Origin of the sequence: Microvirga sp. 3-52 (assembly GCF_018383585.1) — a bacterium.
Lineage (GTDB): Bacteria > Pseudomonadota > Alphaproteobacteria > Rhizobiales > Beijerinckiaceae > Microvirga.
The window spans coordinates 1-20778 of sequence record NZ_JAHAMK010000018.1 but is presented as its reverse complement, the minus strand read 5'-3'; the positions used below and the strand labels follow the sequence as shown (position 1 = coordinate 20778).

General features: G+C 63.8%; 18 protein-coding genes and 1 riboswitch. Of the genes, 7 read left to right on the top strand and 11 right to left on the bottom strand.

All coding sequences use genetic code 11. The features are described from left to right. Positions 1-3: 3 nt before the first annotated feature. Genes KHP60_RS14790 through KHP60_RS14765 form a run of 6 tightly spaced genes read right to left on the bottom strand, consistent with a single transcriptional unit; the run spans position 4 to position 7589 of the window. The gene (locus tag KHP60_RS14790; RefSeq protein ID WP_213565091.1) at positions 4-636 is read right to left on the bottom strand and encodes a precorrin-8X methylmutase; all 633 of its coding nucleotides are present in this window, start codon (positions 634-636) and stop codon (positions 4-6) included. After that, the gene (cobG, locus tag KHP60_RS14785) at positions 633-1931 is read right to left on the bottom strand and encodes a precorrin-3B synthase (protein ID WP_283770712.1); all 1299 of its coding nucleotides are present in this window, start codon (positions 1929-1931) and stop codon (positions 633-635) included. The genes KHP60_RS14790 and cobG overlap by 4 nt, the downstream gene beginning before the upstream one ends. Beyond that, positions 1928-5467 carry a cobaltochelatase subunit CobN gene (gene cobN / locus KHP60_RS14780; RefSeq protein ID WP_213565089.1) on the bottom strand — a complete coding sequence of 1180 codons (3540 nt, stop codon included), beginning with the start codon at positions 5465-5467 and terminating at the stop codon, positions 1928-1930. Before cobN ends, cobG begins: the two co-directional genes overlap by 4 nt. A 1-nt stretch (position 5468) precedes the next feature. Beyond that, the gene (gene cobW, locus KHP60_RS14775) at positions 5469-6506 is read right to left on the bottom strand and encodes a cobalamin biosynthesis protein CobW (RefSeq protein WP_213565088.1); all 1038 of its coding nucleotides are present in this window, start codon (positions 6504-6506) and stop codon (positions 5469-5471) included. A gap of 27 nt (positions 6507-6533) precedes the next feature. Continuing rightward, complete coding sequence (locus KHP60_RS14770) at positions 6534-6929, bottom strand: DUF1636 domain-containing protein (RefSeq protein WP_213565087.1); 396 nt, start codon at positions 6927-6929, stop codon at positions 6534-6536. Between the two features lie 18 nt (positions 6930-6947). After that, entirely contained in the window at positions 6948-7589 is a 642-nt protein-coding gene (locus tag KHP60_RS14765; RefSeq protein WP_213565086.1) for a HupE/UreJ family protein, read from the bottom strand. Positions 7590-7707: 118 nt separating this feature from the next. Beyond that, positions 7708-7898: riboswitch (cobalamin riboswitch) on the bottom strand. A 105-nt stretch (positions 7899-8003) separates the two neighbouring features. Between KHP60_RS14765 and cobO the strand changes: the two genes are divergently transcribed. Together cobO and KHP60_RS14755 are read left to right on the top strand one after the other, a co-directional pair. Continuing rightward, positions 8004-8609, top strand: coding sequence for a cob(I)yrinic acid a,c-diamide adenosyltransferase (cobO, locus tag KHP60_RS14760; protein WP_213565085.1), 606 nt, complete (start codon positions 8004-8006; stop codon positions 8607-8609). 11 nt (positions 8610-8620) lie between these two features. Continuing rightward, positions 8621-10066, top strand: coding sequence for a cobyric acid synthase (locus KHP60_RS14755; RefSeq protein ID WP_213565161.1), 1446 nt, complete (start codon positions 8621-8623; stop codon positions 10064-10066). Here the strand turns inward: KHP60_RS14755 and cbiB are convergent. Then, positions 10053-11039, bottom strand: coding sequence for an adenosylcobinamide-phosphate synthase CbiB (cbiB, locus tag KHP60_RS14750; protein WP_213565084.1), 987 nt, complete (start codon positions 11037-11039; stop codon positions 10053-10055). The genes KHP60_RS14755 and cbiB overlap by 14 nt on opposite strands. Before the next feature lie 11 nt (positions 11040-11050). Between cbiB and cobD the strand changes: the two genes are divergently transcribed. Both cobD and KHP60_RS14740 read left to right on the top strand, forming a co-directional pair. Beyond that, positions 11051-12052: a threonine-phosphate decarboxylase CobD gene (gene cobD / locus KHP60_RS14745; protein WP_213565083.1), complete on the top strand. Its 1002-nt coding sequence runs from the start codon at positions 11051-11053 to the stop codon at positions 12050-12052. A 449-nt stretch (positions 12053-12501) separates the two neighbouring features. Then, complete coding sequence (locus KHP60_RS14740) at positions 12502-12753, top strand: hypothetical protein (protein ID WP_213565082.1); 252 nt, start codon at positions 12502-12504, stop codon at positions 12751-12753. A gap of 209 nt (positions 12754-12962) precedes the next feature. Here KHP60_RS14740 and KHP60_RS14735 read toward each other — a convergent pair whose 3' ends face one another. After that, entirely contained in the window at positions 12963-13217 is a 255-nt protein-coding gene (locus KHP60_RS14735) for a hypothetical protein (RefSeq protein ID WP_213565081.1), read from the bottom strand. A 245-nt stretch (positions 13218-13462) separates the two neighbouring features. Here KHP60_RS14735 and KHP60_RS14730 point away from each other — a divergent pair, with 245 nt between their 5' ends. Further along, positions 13463-13690 carry a DUF6894 family protein gene (locus tag KHP60_RS14730; RefSeq protein ID WP_213565080.1) on the top strand — a complete coding sequence of 76 codons (228 nt, stop codon included), beginning with the start codon at positions 13463-13465 and terminating at the stop codon, positions 13688-13690. A 771-nt stretch (positions 13691-14461) separates the two neighbouring features. Here KHP60_RS14730 and KHP60_RS14725 read toward each other — a convergent pair. The 3 genes from KHP60_RS14725 to KHP60_RS14715 all read right to left on the bottom strand — a co-directional run bounded on the left by KHP60_RS14725 (position 14462) and on the right by KHP60_RS14715 (position 18346). After that, positions 14462-15187 (bottom strand): Crp/Fnr family transcriptional regulator, encoded by a 726-nt coding sequence (locus tag KHP60_RS14725; RefSeq protein WP_213565079.1) that lies wholly within the window; start codon positions 15185-15187, stop codon positions 14462-14464. A 190-nt stretch (positions 15188-15377) separates the two neighbouring features. Beyond that, positions 15378-16358, bottom strand: coding sequence for an ABC transporter substrate-binding protein (locus KHP60_RS14720; protein WP_213565078.1), 981 nt, complete (start codon positions 16356-16358; stop codon positions 15378-15380). Positions 16359-16603: 245 nt separating this feature from the next. Next, positions 16604-18346 carry a cache domain-containing protein gene (locus tag KHP60_RS14715; protein ID WP_213565077.1) on the bottom strand — a complete coding sequence of 581 codons (1743 nt, stop codon included), beginning with the start codon at positions 18344-18346 and terminating at the stop codon, positions 16604-16606. Between the two features lie 822 nt (positions 18347-19168). Here KHP60_RS14715 and KHP60_RS14710 point away from each other — a divergent pair. Both KHP60_RS14710 and KHP60_RS14705 read left to right on the top strand, forming a co-directional pair. After that, a complete protein-coding gene (locus tag KHP60_RS14710; RefSeq protein ID WP_213565076.1) occupies positions 19169-19900 on the top strand; it encodes a LuxR family transcriptional regulator in 732 nt (243 codons plus the stop codon). A gap of 72 nt (positions 19901-19972) precedes the next feature. Next, positions 19973-20605, top strand: coding sequence for an acyl-homoserine-lactone synthase (locus tag KHP60_RS14705; protein WP_213565075.1), 633 nt, complete (start codon positions 19973-19975; stop codon positions 20603-20605). Positions 20606-20778 lie beyond the last annotated feature (173 nt).

Below are 20778 nucleotides of genomic sequence, written 5' to 3'. Positions count from 1 at the left end.
GGCTCACTCGATCGGGTTCGCGAGGGCATTGACGGCCGCGGCCGCCATGGCGCTGCCGCCGCGGCGTCCATGAACGACGAGGTACGGCACGCGCCCGTCCCGGGCGAGCGCCTCCTTGGATTCCGCCGCGCCGATGAAGCCGACCGGAATGCCGATGACGGCGGCAGGCTTGGGCACTCCGGCATCAAGCATTTCGAGAAGGTGGAAGAGGGCCGTGGGTGCATTGCCGAACACCACGAGCGCGCCCTCCAGCCGTTCGCGCCACAGTTCCATGGCGGCGGCCGAGCGGGTGTTGCCGAGGTCAGCGGCGAGTGCCGGAACGCCGGGGTCGTCGAGGGTGCAGATCACTTCGTTGCCCGCCGGCAGCCGCGCGCGGGTGATGCCGTTCGCTACCATCTTGGCGTCGCATAGGATCGGCGCGCCGCGCTTCAAGGCTGCTTCCGCCACTTCCGCGAAATCAGGCGAGAGATCGACATCGCGCGGCAGGTCGGTCATGCCGCAGGCATGAATCATGCGCACGACGACGCGTTCCGCCGTGCCGGAAAAGCGCGAGAGATCGGCCTCCGTCCGGATGACGGCGAAGGAACGGCGATAGATCTCCGCGCCTTCGCGGATGTAATCGCGGGATCCGCTCATCGGACGCGCTCCGGAAAGGCGCGATGCAGGCTGTCGCGGGTCTTTGCAGGCAATAAACAGGTCATAATCTCGTCGATGGAAAGGTGAAGAGTGGAAATATCGCGGGTGGAGCCATGGGGCACGACGTCATAGCGTCCATCGGTGCGGCCCACCAGTGTTAGATCGGCCCTGCCCGCATGAGCACAGCCTTTCGGGCAGCCTGAGACGTGAACGGTTGTGCCATCGGCCAGCAGGTCGCTGCAGGACCCGGCAATCCGCAAGGCGTCCGCAGGCGCCGGGGTCGAAGCGCTGGCGCAGTCCGGTCGGCCAGGGCAGGCGATGAGCGACAGGCGGGGATCGTCGGCGTCGGTGACGAAGCCGGCCCTCCCGGCTTCGTCGAGGAGCATCGGAACATCCTTTCCCGGCACTCCCGCCAACAGGATGCCCCGCGTAAAGGACAGGCGGATCTCCGCCGTGCCGAAGCGCTCGCACCACGCCGCTGCCTGCGCCAGTTGCTCGGTCCCAGAACGGCCGAACGGCAGGGCGAGAAGAACGGCATATCCCTTGTCGACCGGGATTACGCCTGCACGCGGCGCCGGAGGGCGCGACGGCAGGGCAGCTGCAGGTTCCAGAGCCGCCGACGCGGCCAATTCCTGAACGAGGTACGGCTCGAGATCACGAAGACGCCGCGCCTCCGTTCGTCCCGAGCGCCTCAGGGATGCGAAGTTCGAGAGAACCGCATGGGCTGCATCAAGGGCGTCGGCGAAGGATGCCACACCGATCCTGTCCAGGCCCCCGGAGGAGGGAAGGCCAAAAACAACCGATCCGTCCTTGCCCGCCACCAGATGAAGATCGGCCCCGACGGAATCGAGCGGCATGGACCCGCCGCCATCGATGGCGACGAAGAACTTTGCAGGCAGGCCGTCCAGGGCGGCCGTCTTGCTCTCGATCGCCTGGGCCAGGGTATAGGGGTCAAAGCGGTCGTTCGGGTCGAGACGGGCCAGGGGCGAGAGAACGGTGAGCCGGTTCGGGCCGTCGCCCTCGGGTTCGGCCAAGCCTTCTCGGTCGAGGAGAGCAAGCAGGTCGGGATAGGTCCCGTCGCTCACGCCGCGGATCTGCAGGTTGCCGCGGGCAGTGATGTCGAGATGGCCGTTGCCGTGTTCGCGTGCAGCATCGGCGATGAGGCGCGCCTGGTCGGCGCTGAGTCTGCCGCCGAATGGACTCAGGCGCACGAGCAGGCCGTCGCCTGTTGCCATGGGGCGACGGACGCCTGGACACCACCCGCGGCGTCTTCCGCTGACAGGCTGCGCGCTCATTCGGCGGCCTCCTTCCGCCCATCGTCGAAGAAGGCTGCAACCGAATTGACGCGCGTCTGCCACAGGCCACGACGGCGCGCGTCCGCAAGACGCTCGCTTATGGCTCGCGCGGCGGCGGGGTTGGCAGCTTCAATCCGTTCCCGGGTCGACCCGTCAGCCATCAGGGCCGTGAACACGAGATCGAGGGTTGCCGATGGAACCGCATCCGTCGTCGCGGCGAAGGCGAAGAGCGCATCGACGCCCTGCGCGATTTCCGCTGCTCCGCGCCAGCCATGACGTAGCTGGCCTTCGATCCAGCGCGGGTTCGTCAGGCGACCGCGCACGAGACGATCAATATCTTCAATCAAGGAGCGGGCTTTCGGCTGCTGCGGGCGGCTCGCGTCGAGGCTGTAGACGGCCGGAGCAGCACCGAGCACCTGGGCGGCTGCCGCGAAACCGCCGATCGCATCGGCGGCGGAGTCGCCATCGAGAATATCGCGCTCGGCCACGTCGCTCACGTGCACGAAGGCTTCGGCCTGTCCGACACGGCGCGGGAAGCTCCCATCAGCGCGGGCTTCGCCCGCGGCTCCGAAAGCATGGGAGGTGCCGTCGAGATAGGTACGTCCGAGATCGTTTTTCGTCACCCACGCGCCATCGAGCGCCTGGGCCGACACGCCCGCACCAAAGGTGCCCGGCGCGGAGCCGAACACGCGCGACAGCGCTTCTCCGCGCCGGCGCGCGGCGGCGAGTTCGTTCCACTCGTCGTCCTCGTTGAGCGCTGCGACCGTGCGGGCCGCCTGATCGAGCAGCGCGATCTGGTCCGGGAACGTATCGCGGAACGCGCCGGAGACGCGAAGGGTCACGTCTGCGCGCGGTCGGTCGAGGAGCGGCTGCGGGACGATCTCAAAGCCGGTCACGCGGGTGGAGACATGGTCCCAGGTCGGGCGCACGCCCATGAGCGCAAGGGCGTGGGCGATGTCCTCGCCGCCGGAGCGCAGCGTCGGGGAGGCCCACAGGTCCATCACGATCCGACGCGGCCAGTCGCCTTCGTCCTGCAGGTGACGACGCACCACCTCCGCGGCCGCACGCCAGCCGAGTTCCGTGGCGGCGCGGGTGGGGATGGAGCGCGGATCGAGGGTCGCCAGGTTGCGTCCGGTGGGCAGCACGTTGATCTGACCGCGCGACGGCGACCCGGATGGCCCGGGCCGGACGAAGCGGCCATCCAGCGCCCTCAGCAATCCCTCACGCTCCCCGGTGGCGCAGGCCTCCAGCCTGGCAGGAGCGCTGCCGAAGACGTGGAGTCCGTCGCGGATCGTGACCTCGCCGAGATCGCAGAGATGCGCGTCCAGGCGCGTCAACGCCTCATCCATGGGCATGCCGTCATCGACGCCGCAGGCCGATGCGAGCCCGCTTGCCCTGGCACGCCCCAGGATCTCGCTTGCGACAAGTTCCGCCCGACCGGGATGAAGCACCTGGGCGGACGAGAATTCCTCGACCAGGTCACGCAACGCCGCCGCCTCGCCGTGCAGGCCGGCCTCCGCCGTCTGCGGCGTGAGATGGCCGATCGTCACCGCACCGATGCGGCGCTTGGCAGGCGCGGCTTCACCCGGATCGTCGACGATGAACGGATAGATCACCGGAACGGCGCCGATGGCGAGACGGGGCCAGCAGGTGGAGGACAGCGCCACCGCCTTGCCGGGCAGCCATTCGGTGGTGCCATGGGTGCCGAGATGCACGAGCGCATGGATGTTCTCCAAAACGCGCAGGCCGAAATAGAAGGCGAGATAGCCGTGGCTCGGTGGGCATTCCGGATCGTGGTAAGAGCCCTTGCGGTCGAGGCCGTGGCCGCGATCGGGTTGAAGCGCGACCAGAATATTTCCGGCGCGGATCGCGTGGAAGCGGAAGGCTCCCGCTTCGAACGTCGGATCGTTCTCGGGTCGGCCCCAGCGCCCATCGATGATGTTCCGCCATTCTGCCGGCAGCGTGTCGAGCCACGTGCGATATCTGGATAGCGAGACCTTGATCGAAGTCCGGCCTTCGGTGAGACGCGGCATCAGGTCGGAGGTCGTGAAATCCCGTTCGGCCGCGTAACCGGCTTCCTTGAGAACATCGAGGATGGCGCAGGCACTGGCCGGAGTATCGAGCCCGACCGCAAAGCCAGCGCGTCCGCCGCGTGCCGGATAATCGGAGAGAACCAGGGCGAGCCGCCGCTCGTGACGCGATGCGCGGGCAAGACCTATCCATGCGGCGGCCATATCCGCAACGGCATCGATGCCGGTGGCATCCGGTGCCTGCACCCGGCGCGAGAAGGCAAGCGCATTGTCGGCAGGCTCCTCGGACTTGAACGAGATGGGGCCAGCGGCGACGCGCCCGTCGAATTCGGGCAGGGCGATCTGCATGGCGAGATCGGCGGCGGACAGACCCCGCGGAGACGCCTCCCAGGCTTCCCGTGAACTCCCGACTGGAATTGCCTGCAGGATCGGGCAATCGGCTTCATCGAGCACGAAGCTTTCATCGTCGCGCGATGAGAAGGCCGTGGTCGTGACGATGATGTCGGGGCGGCGCGTCCAGATCGCGCGCCGAACGACGGCGACCGCTTCCGGGTCCTTCAGGCTCGACACCGCGAGCACGAGCGAGTCGATGCTTCGCTCGGCGAGAGCCGCCGCCAAGGCTTCGACAGCCTGCGTGTCGCCTGAGAGAACGGCGGAGCGATAGACGAGGAGATAGGCGAGGGGGCGCTCGTTGGAATGGCCGGCAAGGACGGCCTCGGGTTCTGTAACGATGCGGGCTTCAACCCCGCGGACCCTATCCTCCGTGACAAGCACATCATGCGCTTCTCTCGCCGTCATGGCCGGGCTTGTCCTGGCCATCCCGATTGTTGGTGGCGCAACGCTTTTCGGATCGGGACCACCGGCACAAGGCCGGTGATGACGTGAGGAAGGTGCTGGCCCTCGGTGAACCAGCCTCCCAGAATGAGGGCCGTTGCTGGAAGACCCGTCTATGGGTGGTCTTCCAGGTACCCACACGAAAGCGCGCGGAACTGCACGCGGCGGCTGGATCGCCTGATCCACTTCACCGATCTCAACGCCGATGCGCGCAAGCAGTCGGCTCATATTGTTTACGCCCCCGCCCTGGAAATAGGCTTCCAGTTCGTCGCAGAGCGGCTGCGCCACGGTGGCATAGGCCGACAGGCGCGGATCGGGCCGGTCGTCGCCGGGGAGAACCGCTAGCTTCACCCCATGGGCGCGGCAGGCCTGGGTGAGGTGCTCGATGCCATAGCGCCAGTATTCTAGGCCGCCGAGGCAGCGCACGAGGACGAAGCGTGCCTTTGCGGCGGTCTTCTCGATGTAAAGGTCGACGGAGAGAGGATGGCGCAGGCGGCGAAGCGAGGCGAGGCGGAGGGACGCTCCTCCTGCCGCGAGCCGATGGGCGGCCGCCAGCGCGCCGAGGTCACTGTCCGCGAAGGAGAGGACGACGATATCCCCCGGCGGTTGCTGGAGGTCTGTGGCCTCCCCGCCCTCGTCGAGGGAAATCGCTGTGACCGGAAGGAGGTGCATGTCATCCGTTGCGCAAAGCGGCCTCGACGGCCTTGATGTCGAACCCTTTCAGACCGATCACCACCATGCGTCCGTCGCGGGCCTCGCCGGCCTTCCACGGCCGGTCGAAATGATGGGCGACGCGCTGGCCGACGCCCTGGACCACAAGGCGCATGGGCTTGCCGTCGACGGGTGCGAAGCCCTTGATTCGCAGCACGCCGGCCGCTTCCGCCGCACGCTCGACGCGGGCGACAAGAGCCTCCGGCGTGGCAACGGGCGCGACCCGAATCGCGACGCTGTCGAAATCGTCGTGATCATGATCTTCGGCAGTCTCGTGGTGCGAGGGGCGGGATTCGAGATCGGCCTCCGCCGCAGCCCCGAGGCCGAGCAGAACGGTCGGATCAACCTTGCCGTGAGTGGTCTCGATGACCTTCACGGCGCGGGGCAGGTGCTCGTTGATCTCCGCGAGAACCTTTGATCTGTCGCCGGCCGCCATCTGGTCGGTCTTGTTGAGGATGATGAGATCGGCGCAGAGGAGCTGGTCCTCGAACACTTCCTCAAGCGGGTTTTCATGGTCGATGGAGGAATCGGTTGCGCGCTGCGCTTCGAGCGCTTCCGGATCTTGCGCGAAAGCGCCGGAGGCGACGGCGGGTCCGTCGACCACGGCGATCACGCCATCCACCGTGACGCGGGAGCGAATGTCCGGCCAGTTGAAGGCGCGCACCAGCGGCTTCGGCAGGGCGAGGCCCGAGGTCTCGATCAAGATGTGCTCGGGCGGGTTGGGCCGGTTGAGCAGCGTGTTCAGGGCCGGAACGAAATCGTCGGCCACCGTGCAGCACAGACAGCCGTTAGGGAGCTCGACGATGTCTTCCTGGGTGCAGCCCTCGATGCCGCAGCCTTCGATGAAGGAGCCGTCGAAGCCGAGATCGCCGAACTCGTTGACGAGAACGGCGAGGCGGCGTCCGCCTGCATTCTCCAGGAGGTGGCGCACCAGGGTTGTTTTGCCGGCGCCGAGGAATCCGGTGACGATGGTGCAGGGGATCTTTGCGAGATCGCTCATGAAGTGAGCCTTTCGGCGGCTCTTTGATTAAGCCGCGTTATTGGTCTTGAATGGGGGAATGCGGGCGACGACGCCTTTGCGGAAGGCCTCGGGCCGCTCGCGCCAGGGCACGAGGCCGTCGGAGGTCGCTGCGTAGCGCCGCAATCCGTCGAGAATTGTCTCGACCGAGGTCTCGGCGTTCAGGTCGCCGTAGATGTAGGTCCAGCGCCCGGGGCCGGAGACTGCAATCGTGCACGGGCGCTTGCACACGGACAGGCACTCGACGGCCTCCACGCGCACCCTCGGCGCGTCGGGGTGTTCAAGTGCCTCCGCGAGGGCCTGGTGAAGAATGGCACCGGGCCGGAGCGCCTTGTCGTCCGGGCCACCCGCCTGACGGCAGGTGACGCAGACGTGCAGGCAGATCTCCTCATGGGATGAGGTCATGGCTTCAGGTCGCTGAGCTTACGCGGATGCTGAAAAGGCCAGGGCCAGGGTTGCCGCTCCCATCACCGTGACCGCGAGCCCGGCAAGGCGCAACTGCGGCGAAGGCGCCTGGAGGGAAGCCTTCGTGAAGCGGCGCGCCGCGAAGGCGATGCCGATCGTGAGCGCCGTCTGAACCACGACGAGGCCGATGAGATAAGCCACGAGAGGGGTGGATTCGGCGCCGACGATGGACTCGCCCAGGGCATAGCCGTGCACCGCTCCGCCGATGGCGAAGAGAGCGGCGATCGCCGCATAGGGAAGGGTGGTGCGCACGGTCGCCGCGATGCCGATGATGACGACGCTCAGCGCTACGAGCAGTTCCGCATGGAGCAGGTCGGCGCTCGCCAGGTGCAGGCCGACGCCGGCCGCCATGGCCACGAGCCAGAAGGCCGGCAGGGCGAGGCCGCGTGCGAAGCGGGACGAGACGAGGCCGACGCCGATGAGCGCGGCGAGGTGGTCGAGGCCGATGACTGGGTGGCCGAGGCCCGAAAGCAAGCCTTGCATGAAGGTGGCAGGCGTCATGCCGCCCATCGGATGGTGGGCGAGGGCTGGCGTCGCGGCGAGAGTGGCGGCGAGCGCCAGGGCAAGGAGGCTGGTCTTGGGCAGAAAGCGTGCGGTCATCGTTCTCTCCGTCGGGAGACTCTGGATCTTGAGTCTGTTGCGCTTCCACGGACGGAACCGAACGACGAAGAGTCATTCGACTACGGTCACCGTCGGCACACCCCGTCCGACAGACCCGATAGAAGCAAAGGCTGACGGCAGGTCTCCTGGCTCGCGGGTCGATGCTTTTCGCCGCCGCCTTCCCGGGCGTCATGACCCAGTGGCATTTGGAGCGAAGGCTCGCCGCTTACAGTTGCGGGGGCAGCCGCGGCGTCTCACCGCATTCCCTTTTCACCCCGTTGCCGGGGCACCGTCCGTTACTTGCTTACCGGGGCCAGGGGCATCTTTCAAGCCTGAGTATTGAAAAGGCCCGGCCTTGAAATCGGGCCTGAGCCTGTTCATGGTGCTGCCCACTCATGCTGAAAGCAGGTTGGGATGACCCAGGACGACGAGGCGCGCCACCGCGCCAAGATGATCAAACGCAAGGAAGTCCAGGACCGGGAGGTCGCCTCGAAGACGGTCGAGAAGGGGCTCCTCATCGTCCATACGGGTCCCGGCAAGGGCAAGTCGACGGCCGCTTTCGGCCTCATGCTGCGGGCGCTCGGGCGCGGATTTCATGTGGGCGTCGTGCAGTTCATCAAGGGCGCGTGGGAAACCGGCGAACGCCTCGCCCTCGACCGGTTCTCCGATCAGGTCGAGTGGCACACCATGGGCGAGGGCTTCACCTGGGAGACGCAGGATCGCTCCCGCGACGTGGCGGCGGCGGAACGCGCATGGGAGAAGGCGAAGGGCCTGATGGCCCGCGAGGACATCCGTCTCCTGGTGCTCGACGAACTCAACATCGCGCTTCGCTACGACTACCTGGACCTGTCGCAGGTCGTGGAAACCCTGCGGCAGCGCCGGCCCGATCTCCACGTGGTCGTCACCGGCCGAAACGCGAAGCCGGAACTCATCGAGGCCGCCGATCTCGTGACCGAGATGACGCTGGTGAAGCATCACTTCGCGGCCGGCGTGAAGGCGCAGGAAGGCGTCGAGTTCTGATGCGCGCGCTCATGGTGCAGGGCACCGGCTCCAACGTGGGCAAGTCGCTCCTTGTGGCTGGCCTGTGCCGGGTCTTCGCACGAAAGGGGCTGACGGTCCGGCCCTTCAAGCCGCAGAACATGTCGAACAATGCCGCCGTCACGGCCGATGGCGGCGAAATCGGCCGCGCCCAGGCGCTCCAGGCGCGGGCGGCGGGCGTGGCGCCGAGCGTCCACATGAACCCCGTGCTGCTCAAGCCCCAGAGCGAGATCGGCTCGCAGGTGGTGGTGCAGGGCCGCGTGGCCGGCACCGCCAAGGCGCGCGAATACCAATCCTGGAAGCCGCGCCTCATGGAGGCGGTGCTCGACAGCTTCGGCCGGCTCTCGGAAGAGGCCGATCTCGTGCTCGTCGAGGGTGCGGGCTCGGCATCCGAGGTCAACCTCCGGGCCGGCGACATCGCCAATATGGGCTTTGCCCGCGCGGCCGGTGTGCCCGTGGTACTCGTCGGCGATATCGACCGGGGCGGCGTGATCGCGAGCCTCGTCGGCACGAAGGAGGTGCTCGATGAGGCGGATGCCGCAATGATCCGTGGCTTCATCGTCAATCGCTTTCGGGGCGATCCGACCCTGTTTGACAGCGGCATGCGTTTTGTGTCGGAGCGCACCGGCTGGCCGGCTCTCGGCCTCGTGCCGCATTTCACGGACGCCGCGCGCCTTCCAGCCGAGGACGGTTTGGGGCTCAGACGGGAGGGGCACAAGGGCGCGGTTGTCGTTGCCGTCCCGGTGACGCCCTGGATCTCCAATTTCGATGATCTCGACCCCCTGCGCGAGGAGCCCGGCGTGGAGGTTGTGCTGGTGGAGCCCGGCCGGCCGCTGCCGGTGGAGGCCGCGCTCGTCCTGCTTCCCGGGTCCAAGACCGCCATCGACGATCTCAAGTTCATTCGGGCACAGGGCTGGGACATCGATCTCAAGGCGCATGTGCGCCGGGGAGGGCGGGTTCTCGGTCTCTGCGGCGGCTACCAGATGCTCGGGCAGCGCATCGACGATCCGTTCGGCATCGAGGGCGAGGCGGGCCGCTCCATCGAGGGACTGGGGCTGCTCGATGTCACGACGACGCTCACGGCCAGGAAACGGCTGGAGGCGGTCACCGGAACCACGTTCGCGGATGACACGCCGCTCTCAGGCTACGAGATGCATATCGGCGAGACGGCGGGACCGGACGCCTGTTCGCGTCCCTTCGCGCAACTGGCGAACGGGCAGCCCGACGGTGCCGTTTCGGCAGATGCACGAGTCTTCGGCACCTATCTCCACGGTCTGTTCTCGGACGACCGCCAAAGGGCTCGGTGGCTCGACCTGCTCGGGGCCGAGACGAGCGATCTCGCCTACGAGGCGCTCGTCGACGATATCCTCGACCGCTTTGCCGATCATCTGGAAGTGCATCTCGATTGCGAACGGCTCCTCGCCATCAGCGCGCGATAATCCAGGTCAGCAGCGTCAATCCAGCCGCGAGTGCAAAGAGCAGCGCACAGGCTGTTCGGTAAAGGGTGAGGGCGCGTGCGATGTCATCCGCCGTCGCGTCGGCGCGCCCGTCGCCCATCCAGCGGTCCTCGACGCGCACATCGTCATAGATCCGCGGTCCGGCCAATCGCAGACCCAGCGCGCCGGCCATTGCGGCCTCAGGCCAACCGGCATTGGGCGAGCGGTGATGGGAGGCGTCGCGCCGGACGGCTTGCCATGCACCGCGAGGCGAGGCTCCCGGGTTCAGGGCGGCCGCTGCGAGAATGAGAAGGGCCGACAGACGCGAGGCGGGCAGGTTCACGAGATCGTCGAACCGTGCGGCGGCCCAGCCGAAGGCCTCGTGCCGGGGGGTGCGATGGCCGATCATGCTGTCGGCGGTGTTCGTGGCCTTGTAAAGAGCCGCTCCAGTGAGGCCACCGAGCCCGAGCCAGAAGGCAGGCGCCACGATCCCGTCGGAAAAGTTCTCCGCCAGACTTTCGATGGCGGCGCGGGAGACACCGGCCTCGTCCAGGCTTTGCGGGTTGCGCCCGACGATCATCGAAACGGCAGAACGTCCACCGTCGAGTCCGCCCTCATGTAACCCTTTCGACACGGCTGCCACATGCTCATAGAGGCTGCGCTGGGCCATGAGAGTGCCGGCGAGGAAAGCAAGGATCACGGTGCCTGTGAGACCGAGCGACCGGAAGGCCGTCTGCAGCGTCCACGCTGCCGTTCCCGTCACGGCCAGGAGGATCAGCAAAGCCAGAATGCCGGCGGCGCGGCGCCTGCTGAAGGATCGGTTCTCACGGTTCAAGCTCCGGTCGAGCCCTTTGATCAGCCGTCCGATCCAGGTGACGGGATGCCCGATCCACGTGTAAAGGCGGTGGGGATAGCCGAACGCCGCCTCGGCCGCGAGGGCGAGGCTTAAGGTGAATAGGCTATCGGAGAGGACCATGGGTGAATCGGATGAGTGAGGCGCGGATCTGGCACGGAGGCGATCTGGATGAGGCCCGCCGGCTCTTTCCGGACGCGCCCGAACCGTGGATCGACCTGTCGACCGGGATCAACCCCATAGCCTATCCCATGCCTCCCTTGCCAGCCTCCCTGTTCGAGCGACTGCCGTCGCCCGCCGACCACAAGGATCTTGAGATAGCTGCGGCCGAGGCATATGGCGCGTCGGATGCCGCCATGGTGGTCGCCGCGCCGGGAACCCAGATTCTCATCAGCCTGCTGCCGGCCTTGTGGGCCCAGTCGCGCGTCGCGATCCTGGGTCCGACCTATGCCGAGCATGCGCGTGCCTGGCGCGGAGCGGGGCACGAGGTCGTTGAGGTCGGCTCGACAGGCGGGGCAGAGGGCGCGGAGATCGTCGTCATGGTGAACCCCAACAACCCTGACGGACGCACGCTCCAGCGGGACGCATTACTCGATCATGCAGCACGTCTGCGGCGGCGCGGCGGCTGGCTCGTGGTCGATGAAGCCTTCGCCGATTTCGACGGCGGCGGGACGCTTGTCCCGGCTCTTCCGGCGAACGCCATTGTCCTGCGCTCCTTCGGCAAGACCTATGGGCTCGCCGGCGTGAGGCTCGGCTTTGCCGTAGCGGCCAACGGCTTTGCCGATAAACTGAGAAGAGCGCTCGGACCCTGGTCCGTCTCGGGACCGGCCATGGAAGTCGGACGCCGGGCGCTGCGCGATCGCGCATGGAGACAGGCGGCGCAGGAGGCGCGGACCGAGGACGCCCGTCGCCTGGATGCGCTGCTTGCGCCTCATTCGGACGGGGCGCTGAGAGGCACGATCCTCTACCGTCTCATGGACGGTGACTGCGCTTCGGCGCTATTCTCTCATCTGGGGCGTCACGGCATCTGGGTCCGCCGCTTCCAATACGATCCGCGTCTCCTCCGGTTTGGTCTGCCGGGTTCGGAAGAGAATTGGGGGCGCCTCGAGCGCGCTTGTGCACGCTTTTCCCGGTGAACTCAGTTGAATCCGAGCAAAAGAAAAAGCCGCGCCCGATCTTTCGATCAGAACCGCGGCTTACATCCGTGCGAAGCCCCCCAAGCACGGTAGTTTTTTGAAAATATCTTTGGTGACTGTTGTTTTGAATTGCCCCGCATCAATGGGTTCAGTCTATAACCCAGCGCCCCTGAAAATAGAAATAGTGGAAAGTACGTACTCCAAATGGTCAAGCTTGGCCACATGATGCGTATAGCCAAGTTTATGGATGGGTATTTCATCTGGCGTTAAGCTTTTTGAAGAGGATTGATGCCAGCTTAGGCTCGGCTTGAGTGATCCTTCTTCTGGTTGTGCCATGTTTGACGCTCTCGCTTTACCACGCCATTTGTCTGTTCTCGAAGCATTGGAACAGATCCGAGGGAGTTCGAGTCTGAACGAGACCGATGAACATCGCCAGGAGACAAGGTTGAATGCCGTCCGGTCACATTGAGAAGAAGACTGCCAAGCCCTGGAACTCCCCAGGGCTGGCCTATCTTGGAGCCTTTCTCGGTATCGCGCTCGCAACCGCCCATCACACCCATCATCTGAGCGTCGGCGATCTTCCTGAAAACGATGCCGTTGTTCACATCTTCGGCGAACTCTTTGCTGCCATGATCGGCGGCGCTTCATTGCTGGGGATCGTGTCCGAAATTCGAAACCGTCTCGTGAAACGTGAAACATGAGCGGAAATCCGCTCACAGGCCGATCTCAGGCCTCGATCCGATTCTCTCGGCTGGAGTCCGAGATATTCGGTAAGGTGCTGGCGGGAGGAAAGGGGATCTAGCGCTTCGTGCGCAACGGTGGATCCAGTTCTCCGCCCCGCACGATGCGCCTTGCGAAGAGTGGCGCATCGACGGGCCCCAAAAGTGGCGGGCACTTTTGGGGCGATACTTTAGCATTTCAGGCGCTTCACATTGGCGCGGACCTTCTTGCGGTATGCTTTCACAACCTTATGAGCCGATCCGCCCGTTGCAAGCGTCGCCGCGGCCTCGGCAAAGGCGGTGACCTTTTCCGTCACCATCAGCAGATTTTCCGCCGTGGAGCCTTGGCCCATGGCGGCTCGGGACAGACGGGTCCAGATCACCGTCTGAGCCTCGAAGGCCAGCATCGTCGTGTCTGTCGCAAGTTTCATCCAGGGCAATAGCATCGGAACTCCTGAAAAGGGGACGGTAGACTGGCTGCCTCGGATTTCGGCAACCGATCCGCTAACGCGAGAAAAGGGGAAATTGTACCATCAAAGTAATGGCATGATGTTTCACGAAGGGCCGGCTTGCCCGGAATAGTGAGCGGGGATTCAGAGTGAATTACAAGACTCCCCATTATAAATTAACATAGGTGAATAGCATAATGGGATCACTCCATCCAATTCCGAGTTGCCGAAGGGATGTGCCCGTGCCCCGCTATTACATCGATATCAGGAGCCATTTCGGCATTGATGAGGATCCAAGTGGCATCGAACTGCCCGATATAGCAGCCGCCAAGACCGAGGCCTTGAAGGTGGCAGAGAAGCTCTTGAAGAGCTGGGCCGGGATGCCGCCGGATTACAGCAGCGACATCATGATCGAGATCGTAGGGGAGGATCTTCGCCCCGTCCTGATCATCCCATGCTCGGATATCTGACTGCCAATCCCGGAAAAAGGCCAGGGCATTGCCGTCGGCCCGGTTCGAGAGGACGCAAAGCCTCGTCGCGCGTTCCTCCCATAGGAAGACTTGACTCGTTGCTGTCGCCCGGAATGGTGGTTGAACACCAACCCCGGAACTTAAGGCATCAATTTAGTCCCGAGCGGCTGGGGTAACGCCGCGTCTCGAAATTCGATCCTGGCTGGAAGCGGGAACCGGCTGCTCTTTTGATCCTAGGGGCTGCTCGCCCAGCTCGCGGGGTTTTGGCCCAGGGGAGTTGCTATATTTACCGGAGCCGGCGGGTTGGCTCTCCACGTCGGGAGTATAACTCACTCGTCGAGTATAACCACTTACGACCAAGTCTGCCTCAGGAACGAGGCCAGAGCAAAAGTGGATCCACTTTGCGCCATCGCGCTGTGGGCGAGTGCTGGATACGCCTTTGAAGTGCAACTAAAGTCGTGAAGAGTCTTTCCGATCTCATGAAGTTCTCATGAGCCTTGCGCCTTCCATAGGCGCGGCATCGTCGCCGCGTGAGCAGGATCGCTGAAATGGCCTGATCCCAGCTGTGTCATGGCAGCTGGCAGCACAAGAGGAAGGCCGCCAGGGCTGCCGTCACGGCCGTAGCGATCAACCCGTTGTCGATGACATAGTCGGACAGGGCAGCGCGATTTGGTGTTCGCTTGATCACGTCACGGCTCGCTTGCAGGGGCACCACAGGCTGTCTTACCTGTGTCGCGGGATCGGCAAGTCAACAATTCCATCCGCCGGCTTCTATGTCGTGGACCGAGGCAGGAGCTGTGAAAACTTCTCACGGATGACCGAGTAGCACTCGCAGGCTGTGTCTTCGAGCCCGCGGCGATTGGTGATCGTGATGGCGCCTCTGCTCTGGTTGATGAGGCCGGCTTCGTGAAGTGTGCGCGTGACCGCGCTGACCGTCGAGCGCTGGACGCCCAGCATCTCCGAGAGGAATTCATGCGTCAGGGGCAGCTCGTCCGAGCCCCAGCGATCGCGCGTACTGAGGATCCAGCGGCAGCAACGTGCCTCGACGCTGTGCGTAGCATTGCAGGCCACACTTTGAAGCGTCTGCGCCAGCAGAGCCTCGGTGAAGCGCAGAACGAGCTGCTGGATCTTGGGGCGCGTCGTGAATGCATCGTGCATCCAATCGAGCTCGATCCGGGAAGCCGTGCCGGATATTTGGACGATGTAGCGCCCGAACGAGTTGCGTGAGACGAAGGCGCTGACGAGGCCGAAAAGGGATTCGCACCCGAATGTGGCCATCTCGGCCGATTTCCCGTCCCGCATCATGGTCACGAGAGACACCATCGCGCTGTGAGGGAAATAGGTATACTGAATCGTCTCTCCGGCTTCGTAGACAACCTGACCTCGCTGGAGGTCGACGAGGTTCAGATGCGGTTCCAGACAGGCAAAATCCTCATCGTCCAGAGCGGCCAGGAGCCGGTTCGAGCGGTGAGGGCTGTCCATCTGAACCTGTGCCATGGCGAAAGGTCCTGCTCTGAACAGGCATCATTCTACCACGAAAGGCGGTCCAAGGATGCTGAAAACGGTTCCAGCCGGGACGCGAGAACCTCCAGCCGAGGTATCATAACCGCGCCTTTGAGGAGAGCAGCTCGAGCGTGGATCCGTTAGGTCAGGCGCAAATGGACATCCCGCCGCGTCGTCGAACTTTTCATTCGATCACCACATCGGCGCTGCTGATCAGTGAGGGCGGCAGCGTGACGCCCAGGGTGCCGGCGGCCTTCAGATTCACGAACATCTCCACCTTCGTGACGAGCTGGACCGGAAGATCTGCAGGCTTCTCGCCGCTGAGGATTCGCCCGGTATAGAGGCCGGCGCGACGATGCGACTGGGTAAAATCGCCTCCGTAGCTCATCAAGCCGCCGGCAATCGGGAAGTCGCGCGATTGCGTGATGGCAGGCACACGATAGCGGGTCGCCAGTGCAGCGAGCCGCTGGCTGCGGAATGCGAAGTAAGGGTCGGAGGTGAACACGAGCCCTCCTGCCCGGAGCTGGGAGACGGACGAGAACATGGCCTCGAACTCTCGTTCGTCGCTGGTGCTCAGAACATGAAGGCGCACCCCGAGTGCATCGGCTGCCGCATGGAGGTTCTTCAATTGTGAATCGACGGTCGGACTGGTCGGGTTGGCGAGGACGGCGAACTCGGTCGCGGATGGGAGCAGCTCATGCATGAATTCCAGCCGCTTTCGCGAGACTTCCACGCTCAAGCTCGATACGCCCGTGAGGTTGCCGCCTGGTCGTGACAGGCTGTCCACGACGCCGAGTGCGACGGGATCGCCGCCCATCTCGAAGACGATCGTTATCCTGCTGGTTGCCGCTTTCGCCGCGAGAGCTGCGGGTGCGCCCCCTGCCGCGACGATGACGGCGGGCTTCCGACTGGCCAGATCTGCCGCGAGTGACGGTAATCGATCGTACTGGCCTTGTGCCCATCGATACTCGATCGCCACATTGCGACTCTCGGTAAATCCGCTCTCGCCCAGGCCTTCGCGGAAGGCCTTGAGGCGACTGGTGAAGGGCTCGGGCGATTCAGGTCCGATATACCCGATCAGCGGCACCGCCAGTGGTTGGGCGCGCAAGGGGAGCGTCGATGCTGCCGCGCCGCCGATCGCCGTGAGGATGTCGCGCCGCCTCATGCGATCAGCGTCCTCACGCGAGAGAGGACTCGGAGCTTCAAGTGGGCTTTACTTCCGGCTGCCATCAAGAGGTCACCTAAAAGTGCTCATGTGAACCCGACGACTTCGCCGGCATGATAACCGCAATTGTTCTGATTGTAATATGCCTAATTCATCTTCGGCAACTCGCTTCAGATCAGGCTTTTATTTGCCGTTTCAACAATGGCAATTTGTTTGCGGGCGCCATCCCCGTTCCTTTGACCGGTTCATGCGGTATGGCGCCTCTCTTCGAAGGGTATGCCGTACACGGGCAATTCCTCGTCATAGCCCTTGATCGATCTCATCCCCAGCGGGATCATGGCACGCTTGCCGTTCACGGCCTCGGCAATGGCCACGTCGGCCAGGATTTCCCGGTCGGCCGCCGAGGCGCACAAACGGGCCGCGAGGTTCACCACGGTCCCGATGGCGGTGTAGTCGAACCGGCTCTCGTATCCGATCGGCCCGACGGTCGCCAACCCGATCGCCAGGCCCACGCCGAAGCCGATCCGATGGCCTCGCGCCCTCCAGCCGACGACGAGCTCCTGCACGCATTGCTGCATCTCCATCGCCAGGTCGACCGCGTGGACGGCCGGGTCCTCGACCGGAACGGGCGCGTTCACGAGCACCATCATGCCATCTCCTGAAAAGCTCGTCAGCGTGGCGGCATACTTGGTGATGATCCGGCCAAGAGCCTCGTAGTATTCCGAAAGTACGCTCATCACCTCATCGGGCGTTGCTCTCGCGGAGAAGGCGGTGAAGCCCCGCAGATCGCAGAACACAGCCACCACCTCGGTGCGGCGGCCCTCGAGCACACCGTCGCCTTTTCGGTCCACAAGCTCGGCGACCTGGGGCGCCAAGAAGCGTTTGAGTTTGGCAATGCGCTCCTGACGCTCCTGGGAGATGGCGAGTTCGGCCGCCATGGTGTTGAAGCTGTCGGCCAGGCGCTGGAGCTCATCGCCCGTTGCGATATGAATGCGATGATCGAACTGTCCGGCGCCGATGCGTTCGGTACCCTCCTCGAGCCGCCGGATCGGCTCGGTCATCCGGCTGGCCAGGACATAGGCCAATAGACCCGCTAAGGCGGCACCGGCGAGGAGGAGGCCTGCCGTCCGCCACAGGGCGGCATAGATGGGCCCATAGGCCTCCGAAAGGGGTTGCTCGACGACGACCGTCCAGTCGGGGCCGGCGACGGGTGACGCGGCAGCCGCAACCGCTTCTCCCTGCCCATCCCAGCTCGTGGCGACATCCTCCCCCGCGCGCCTGATCACCTCCCGGATTGCCCGAAAAGGAGCGAGGGTGGCCTCATCCGCCCCTCGGAGGACGAGGCTGATGTCAGGATGGGCGACGAGTCGTCCGGGAGCGTCGAGTACGAATGCGTGGCCGGTCTCCCCGACCTTGATGGCCGAGATCACATCCCAAATCAGCTTCAGGTTCACCTCGGCGAGAACCACGCCGACGGATGGTCGATTGCCGGCGATCGCAATCGTCAGGTACGGCTCCGAATCGCGATAATAACGGACCTCGCCATACCAGAGCCGGCTCGAACGGGCTCCGGCGACGGCCTCATTCTCAGAGCGGTTCGCGCGGCTCTCGGTTCGGTTCAGGCCGATGCGCGAGACATAGAGCCGCTCGCGCCCGGCGCCATCGACCAGGGTGAGGCTGACGATCGCAGGCAGCTGTCGCAGCAGGCGCAGGGCTTCGATCCGCCGCTGCTCGTCCGGTTCCTCGGTCCACGGGAGTTGAACGAGCGAGCCGAGCTGATTGGTGATGCCGTCGAGAAAGCCCTGGATCTTGGCGGCCGCGGATCTCGCCTCGACACCCAGCAACTGGTCGAGCGTCGTCCGCTGATCGCGATAGCCGAACCAGGCCTCACTGACACCATTCGTCGCCAGTGGAATGACGACAGCCAGAAAAAGCACGAGGAAGTACTTCTGGAAGAGGCCACTGAAGCGGAGACGGCGCCTGGTCATGACCGCATGCGCTTCAACCCATCCCGGCGGAAGCCGGTTGGAAAGATGCGGACAGGAATCGTGCGGAGCATCAATACGGAAGGCAAGGCTGTCATCGAAAGCCCTCGACCCGTAACGGTCACGTTTCATTGATTATGAGGCCGGGCGCGGCGCCTCGCCAGTGGTTTGTTCGGAGCCTGCATCTGTCCCTTGCCCGAGCTCCCGCACCTGGCGCTGGTGAGTACCCATGGATCCGATGAGTTCATCGGGCTGCGCGGATGCCGTCTCCGGCTCGGGAATCGATCGCCGCTCGCGGACGATCACGCCTCAAACAATCGCTCGGGGCGATCCGGCGGTGCCTCTCGATCATGAGCGCGCGGATCCAAGTGTGTCGAATTGGATACAGAAAAAGAGAAAGGCAGCGATGCTGCCCTTTTGTACTTGCCGGTTTTTGATGCACAAAGTACTTTATTGCAATGCAGCGCAGTAATTGGCGTTACCGCACTGCTCGCCCTTCTTGGGCGTTTCCTCCCTAAACTTCGGGCCGCTTCGTTGCGGCCCTTTTTCTGATCGGGGGAGCCTATTCACGGTCTTCCTGTCGGGCAAGTTAATTCTGCAGCTTCTTCGTACATCAAAAGTCTTAGCGCGTGTGCCGCGGGATGCTCCCTACACTTTCAGCCTGCAATCAACTCCTGCTTACGGTTGCATTGAAGAGCGTCGCATAACGCGTCGCCGACCAGAGGAACTGCCGGTCGAACCCTCCCGGCCGGATCCGGTCTTCGATCGGTCGAGTTGACGGCCCCGACAATATCGCAACAATGTTCCAAAAACGGGGACGGGAACATGTCGCGCAGGGATTTCGAGCAGACAATCGAGTTTATTCAGGACCTTGATCGGGCGAGAACGCCGACTGAGGTATGCGGGATGCTGCTGTCAAAGGTCCGCAGGTTTGGGGCCGAGTATGTCCTGGCAGGAACCATGCCATCGCCTGGGACAAATCGTGAGCAGCAGATCTCGAACATCATCCTTGATCATTGGCCCGTTGAGTGGTCTCGCCGTTACTTCGCTCATGGCTATGTCTTCCACGATCCCGCCATTCGGGGCGTTACGTCGAATATGAGGCCGTTCCTGTGGGATGAACTTGAGCCTCTGTATCGAGATGACGAAACGGCATGGCGAGTTATGGATGAGGCTGGTGAGTTCAGGCTGAAGCGAGGGTTCACAATTCCATTGGTAACCCTGGAAGGCGATATAGCAGGCTTCTCCTTGGCCGGCGAGAAGTTGGAGGTTTCGCCTGCAGATAGAGGAATGCTGACCCTGGTGGCAACATACGCCCTCGGCAGATCATTCCTGCTGCGCGAGGACGACGGGAAGCCGCTGCTTTCACTGAGCAGAAGGGAGCAAGAAGCGCTTCAATGGGCGGCCGAAGGAAAATCGGAATGGGAAACCGGCGCGATCATGGGGATCTCGGAGCATGGCGTGGACAAGCACATGCGTGCGGCTCGGCTTAAGCTCGGTGCCACGAGCCGAACGCATGCTGTTGCTGAAGCCATCCGCCGAGGCCTCATCAAATAGACAGTACGCTTTTGCGTACTTATGTTCCTAACATCCGATCATATGATGGTGTCCTCAATCTCAGGAGGACCTATGATCCATACCGTTACGCCCGAAAATCAGCACCTGTTTCAGGATGAAATGGAGCAGGCGTATCGACTGCGGCATCGCGTGTTTGTCGATGAAATGAAATGGACCGATCTGGCGAGGCCCGATGGCAGAGAGATCGATCAGTTCGACAATGAACATGCCGTCCATATGCTCTACATCAATGATGGCAAAGTGCATGGTTACCAGCGCATGCTGCCGTCCACGAGGCCTCATCTTCTCTCCGACGTGATGCCTCAACTCTGCGAGGACGAACGCCCTGTCGGGACGCATATCTGGGAATGGACCCGGTATTGCGTCGAGCCGGCTTACCGGGAGCGGGGGAGGGCCCTCAGTCCGGTAGCCAATGCGCTTCTCTCCGGCATCGTCGAATGGGGCCTTGAGAGCGGAATCTCCACCATCATCATCGAGATGAATCCGCTGTGGTTGCTACGTCTTGTCCAACTGCACTTCCGCACGGTCCCGCTCGGTTTGCCGCAGCGGATTGGGGATCAGGACGTTGTCGCCGTCACGGCTACCTTCGACTGTCGGACATTGTCGCGTCTCAGGGAGATGCGCGGCGACAATAGGCGTGTTCTTGCCGCGTCAGAAACAGTGACGCACCGTCTTGTGGGGTGAATCATGGCACAGAATGAAAAGGAGTTGAGCCTAAAGCGCTTTTGGTCTCAGTGTAGAGCATAGCCGGCATGCCTGATCCAGCCTTGAGCATCCTTTGCGCTGATGGTGTCGAGGGCTGGTTTGAGCTCTGCCTCCAAGGCTTCAAGGCTACGTGGGGCTTTTGCCTTGAGCCG

What these genes read in the sequence shown, in the direction of transcription:
- KHP60_RS14715 (WP_213565077.1), bottom strand. Translation starts at nt 18,346, where the DNA reads ATGACCAGGCGCCGTCTCCGCTTCAGTGGCCTCTTCCAGAAGTACTTC.
- KHP60_RS14755 (WP_213565161.1), top strand. Translation starts at nt 8,621, where the DNA reads ATGGTGCAGGGCACCGGCTCCAACGTGGGCAAGTCGCTCCTTGTGGCT.
- KHP60_RS14770 (WP_213565087.1), bottom strand. Translation starts at nt 6,929, where the DNA reads ATGACCTCATCCCATGAGGAGATCTGCCTGCACGTCTGCGTCACCTGC.
- KHP60_RS14765 (WP_213565086.1), bottom strand. Translation starts at nt 7,589, where the DNA reads ATGACCGCACGCTTTCTGCCCAAGACCAGCCTCCTTGCCCTGGCGCTC.
- KHP60_RS14740 (WP_213565082.1), top strand. Translation starts at nt 12,502, where the DNA reads ATGCCGTCCGGTCACATTGAGAAGAAGACTGCCAAGCCCTGGAACTCC.
- cobO (WP_213565085.1), top strand. Translation starts at nt 8,004, where the DNA reads ATGACCCAGGACGACGAGGCGCGCCACCGCGCCAAGATGATCAAACGC.
- cobG (WP_283770712.1), bottom strand. Translation starts at nt 1,931, where the DNA reads ATGAGCGCGCAGCCTGTCAGCGGAAGACGCCGCGGGTGGTGTCCAGGC.
- KHP60_RS14710 (WP_213565076.1), top strand. Translation starts at nt 19,169, where the DNA reads ATGTCGCGCAGGGATTTCGAGCAGACAATCGAGTTTATTCAGGACCTT.
- cobN (WP_213565089.1), bottom strand. Translation starts at nt 5,467, where the DNA reads ATGCACCTCCTTCCGGTCACAGCGATTTCCCTCGACGAGGGCGGGGAG.
- KHP60_RS14720 (WP_213565078.1), bottom strand. Translation starts at nt 16,358, where the DNA reads ATGAGGCGGCGCGACATCCTCACGGCGATCGGCGGCGCGGCAGCATCG.
- KHP60_RS14725 (WP_213565079.1), bottom strand. Translation starts at nt 15,187, where the DNA reads ATGGCACAGGTTCAGATGGACAGCCCTCACCGCTCGAACCGGCTCCTG.
- cobW (WP_213565088.1), bottom strand. Translation starts at nt 6,506, where the DNA reads ATGAGCGATCTCGCAAAGATCCCCTGCACCATCGTCACCGGATTCCTC.
- cobD (WP_213565083.1), top strand. Translation starts at nt 11,051, where the DNA reads ATGAGTGAGGCGCGGATCTGGCACGGAGGCGATCTGGATGAGGCCCGC.
- KHP60_RS14705 (WP_213565075.1), top strand. Translation starts at nt 19,973, where the DNA reads ATGATCCATACCGTTACGCCCGAAAATCAGCACCTGTTTCAGGATGAA.
- KHP60_RS14790 (WP_213565091.1), bottom strand. Translation starts at nt 636, where the DNA reads ATGAGCGGATCCCGCGATTACATCCGCGAAGGCGCGGAGATCTATCGC.
- KHP60_RS14735 (WP_213565081.1), bottom strand. Translation starts at nt 13,217, where the DNA reads ATGCTATTGCCCTGGATGAAACTTGCGACAGACACGACGATGCTGGCC.
- cbiB (WP_213565084.1), bottom strand. Translation starts at nt 11,039, where the DNA reads ATGGTCCTCTCCGATAGCCTATTCACCTTAAGCCTCGCCCTCGCGGCC.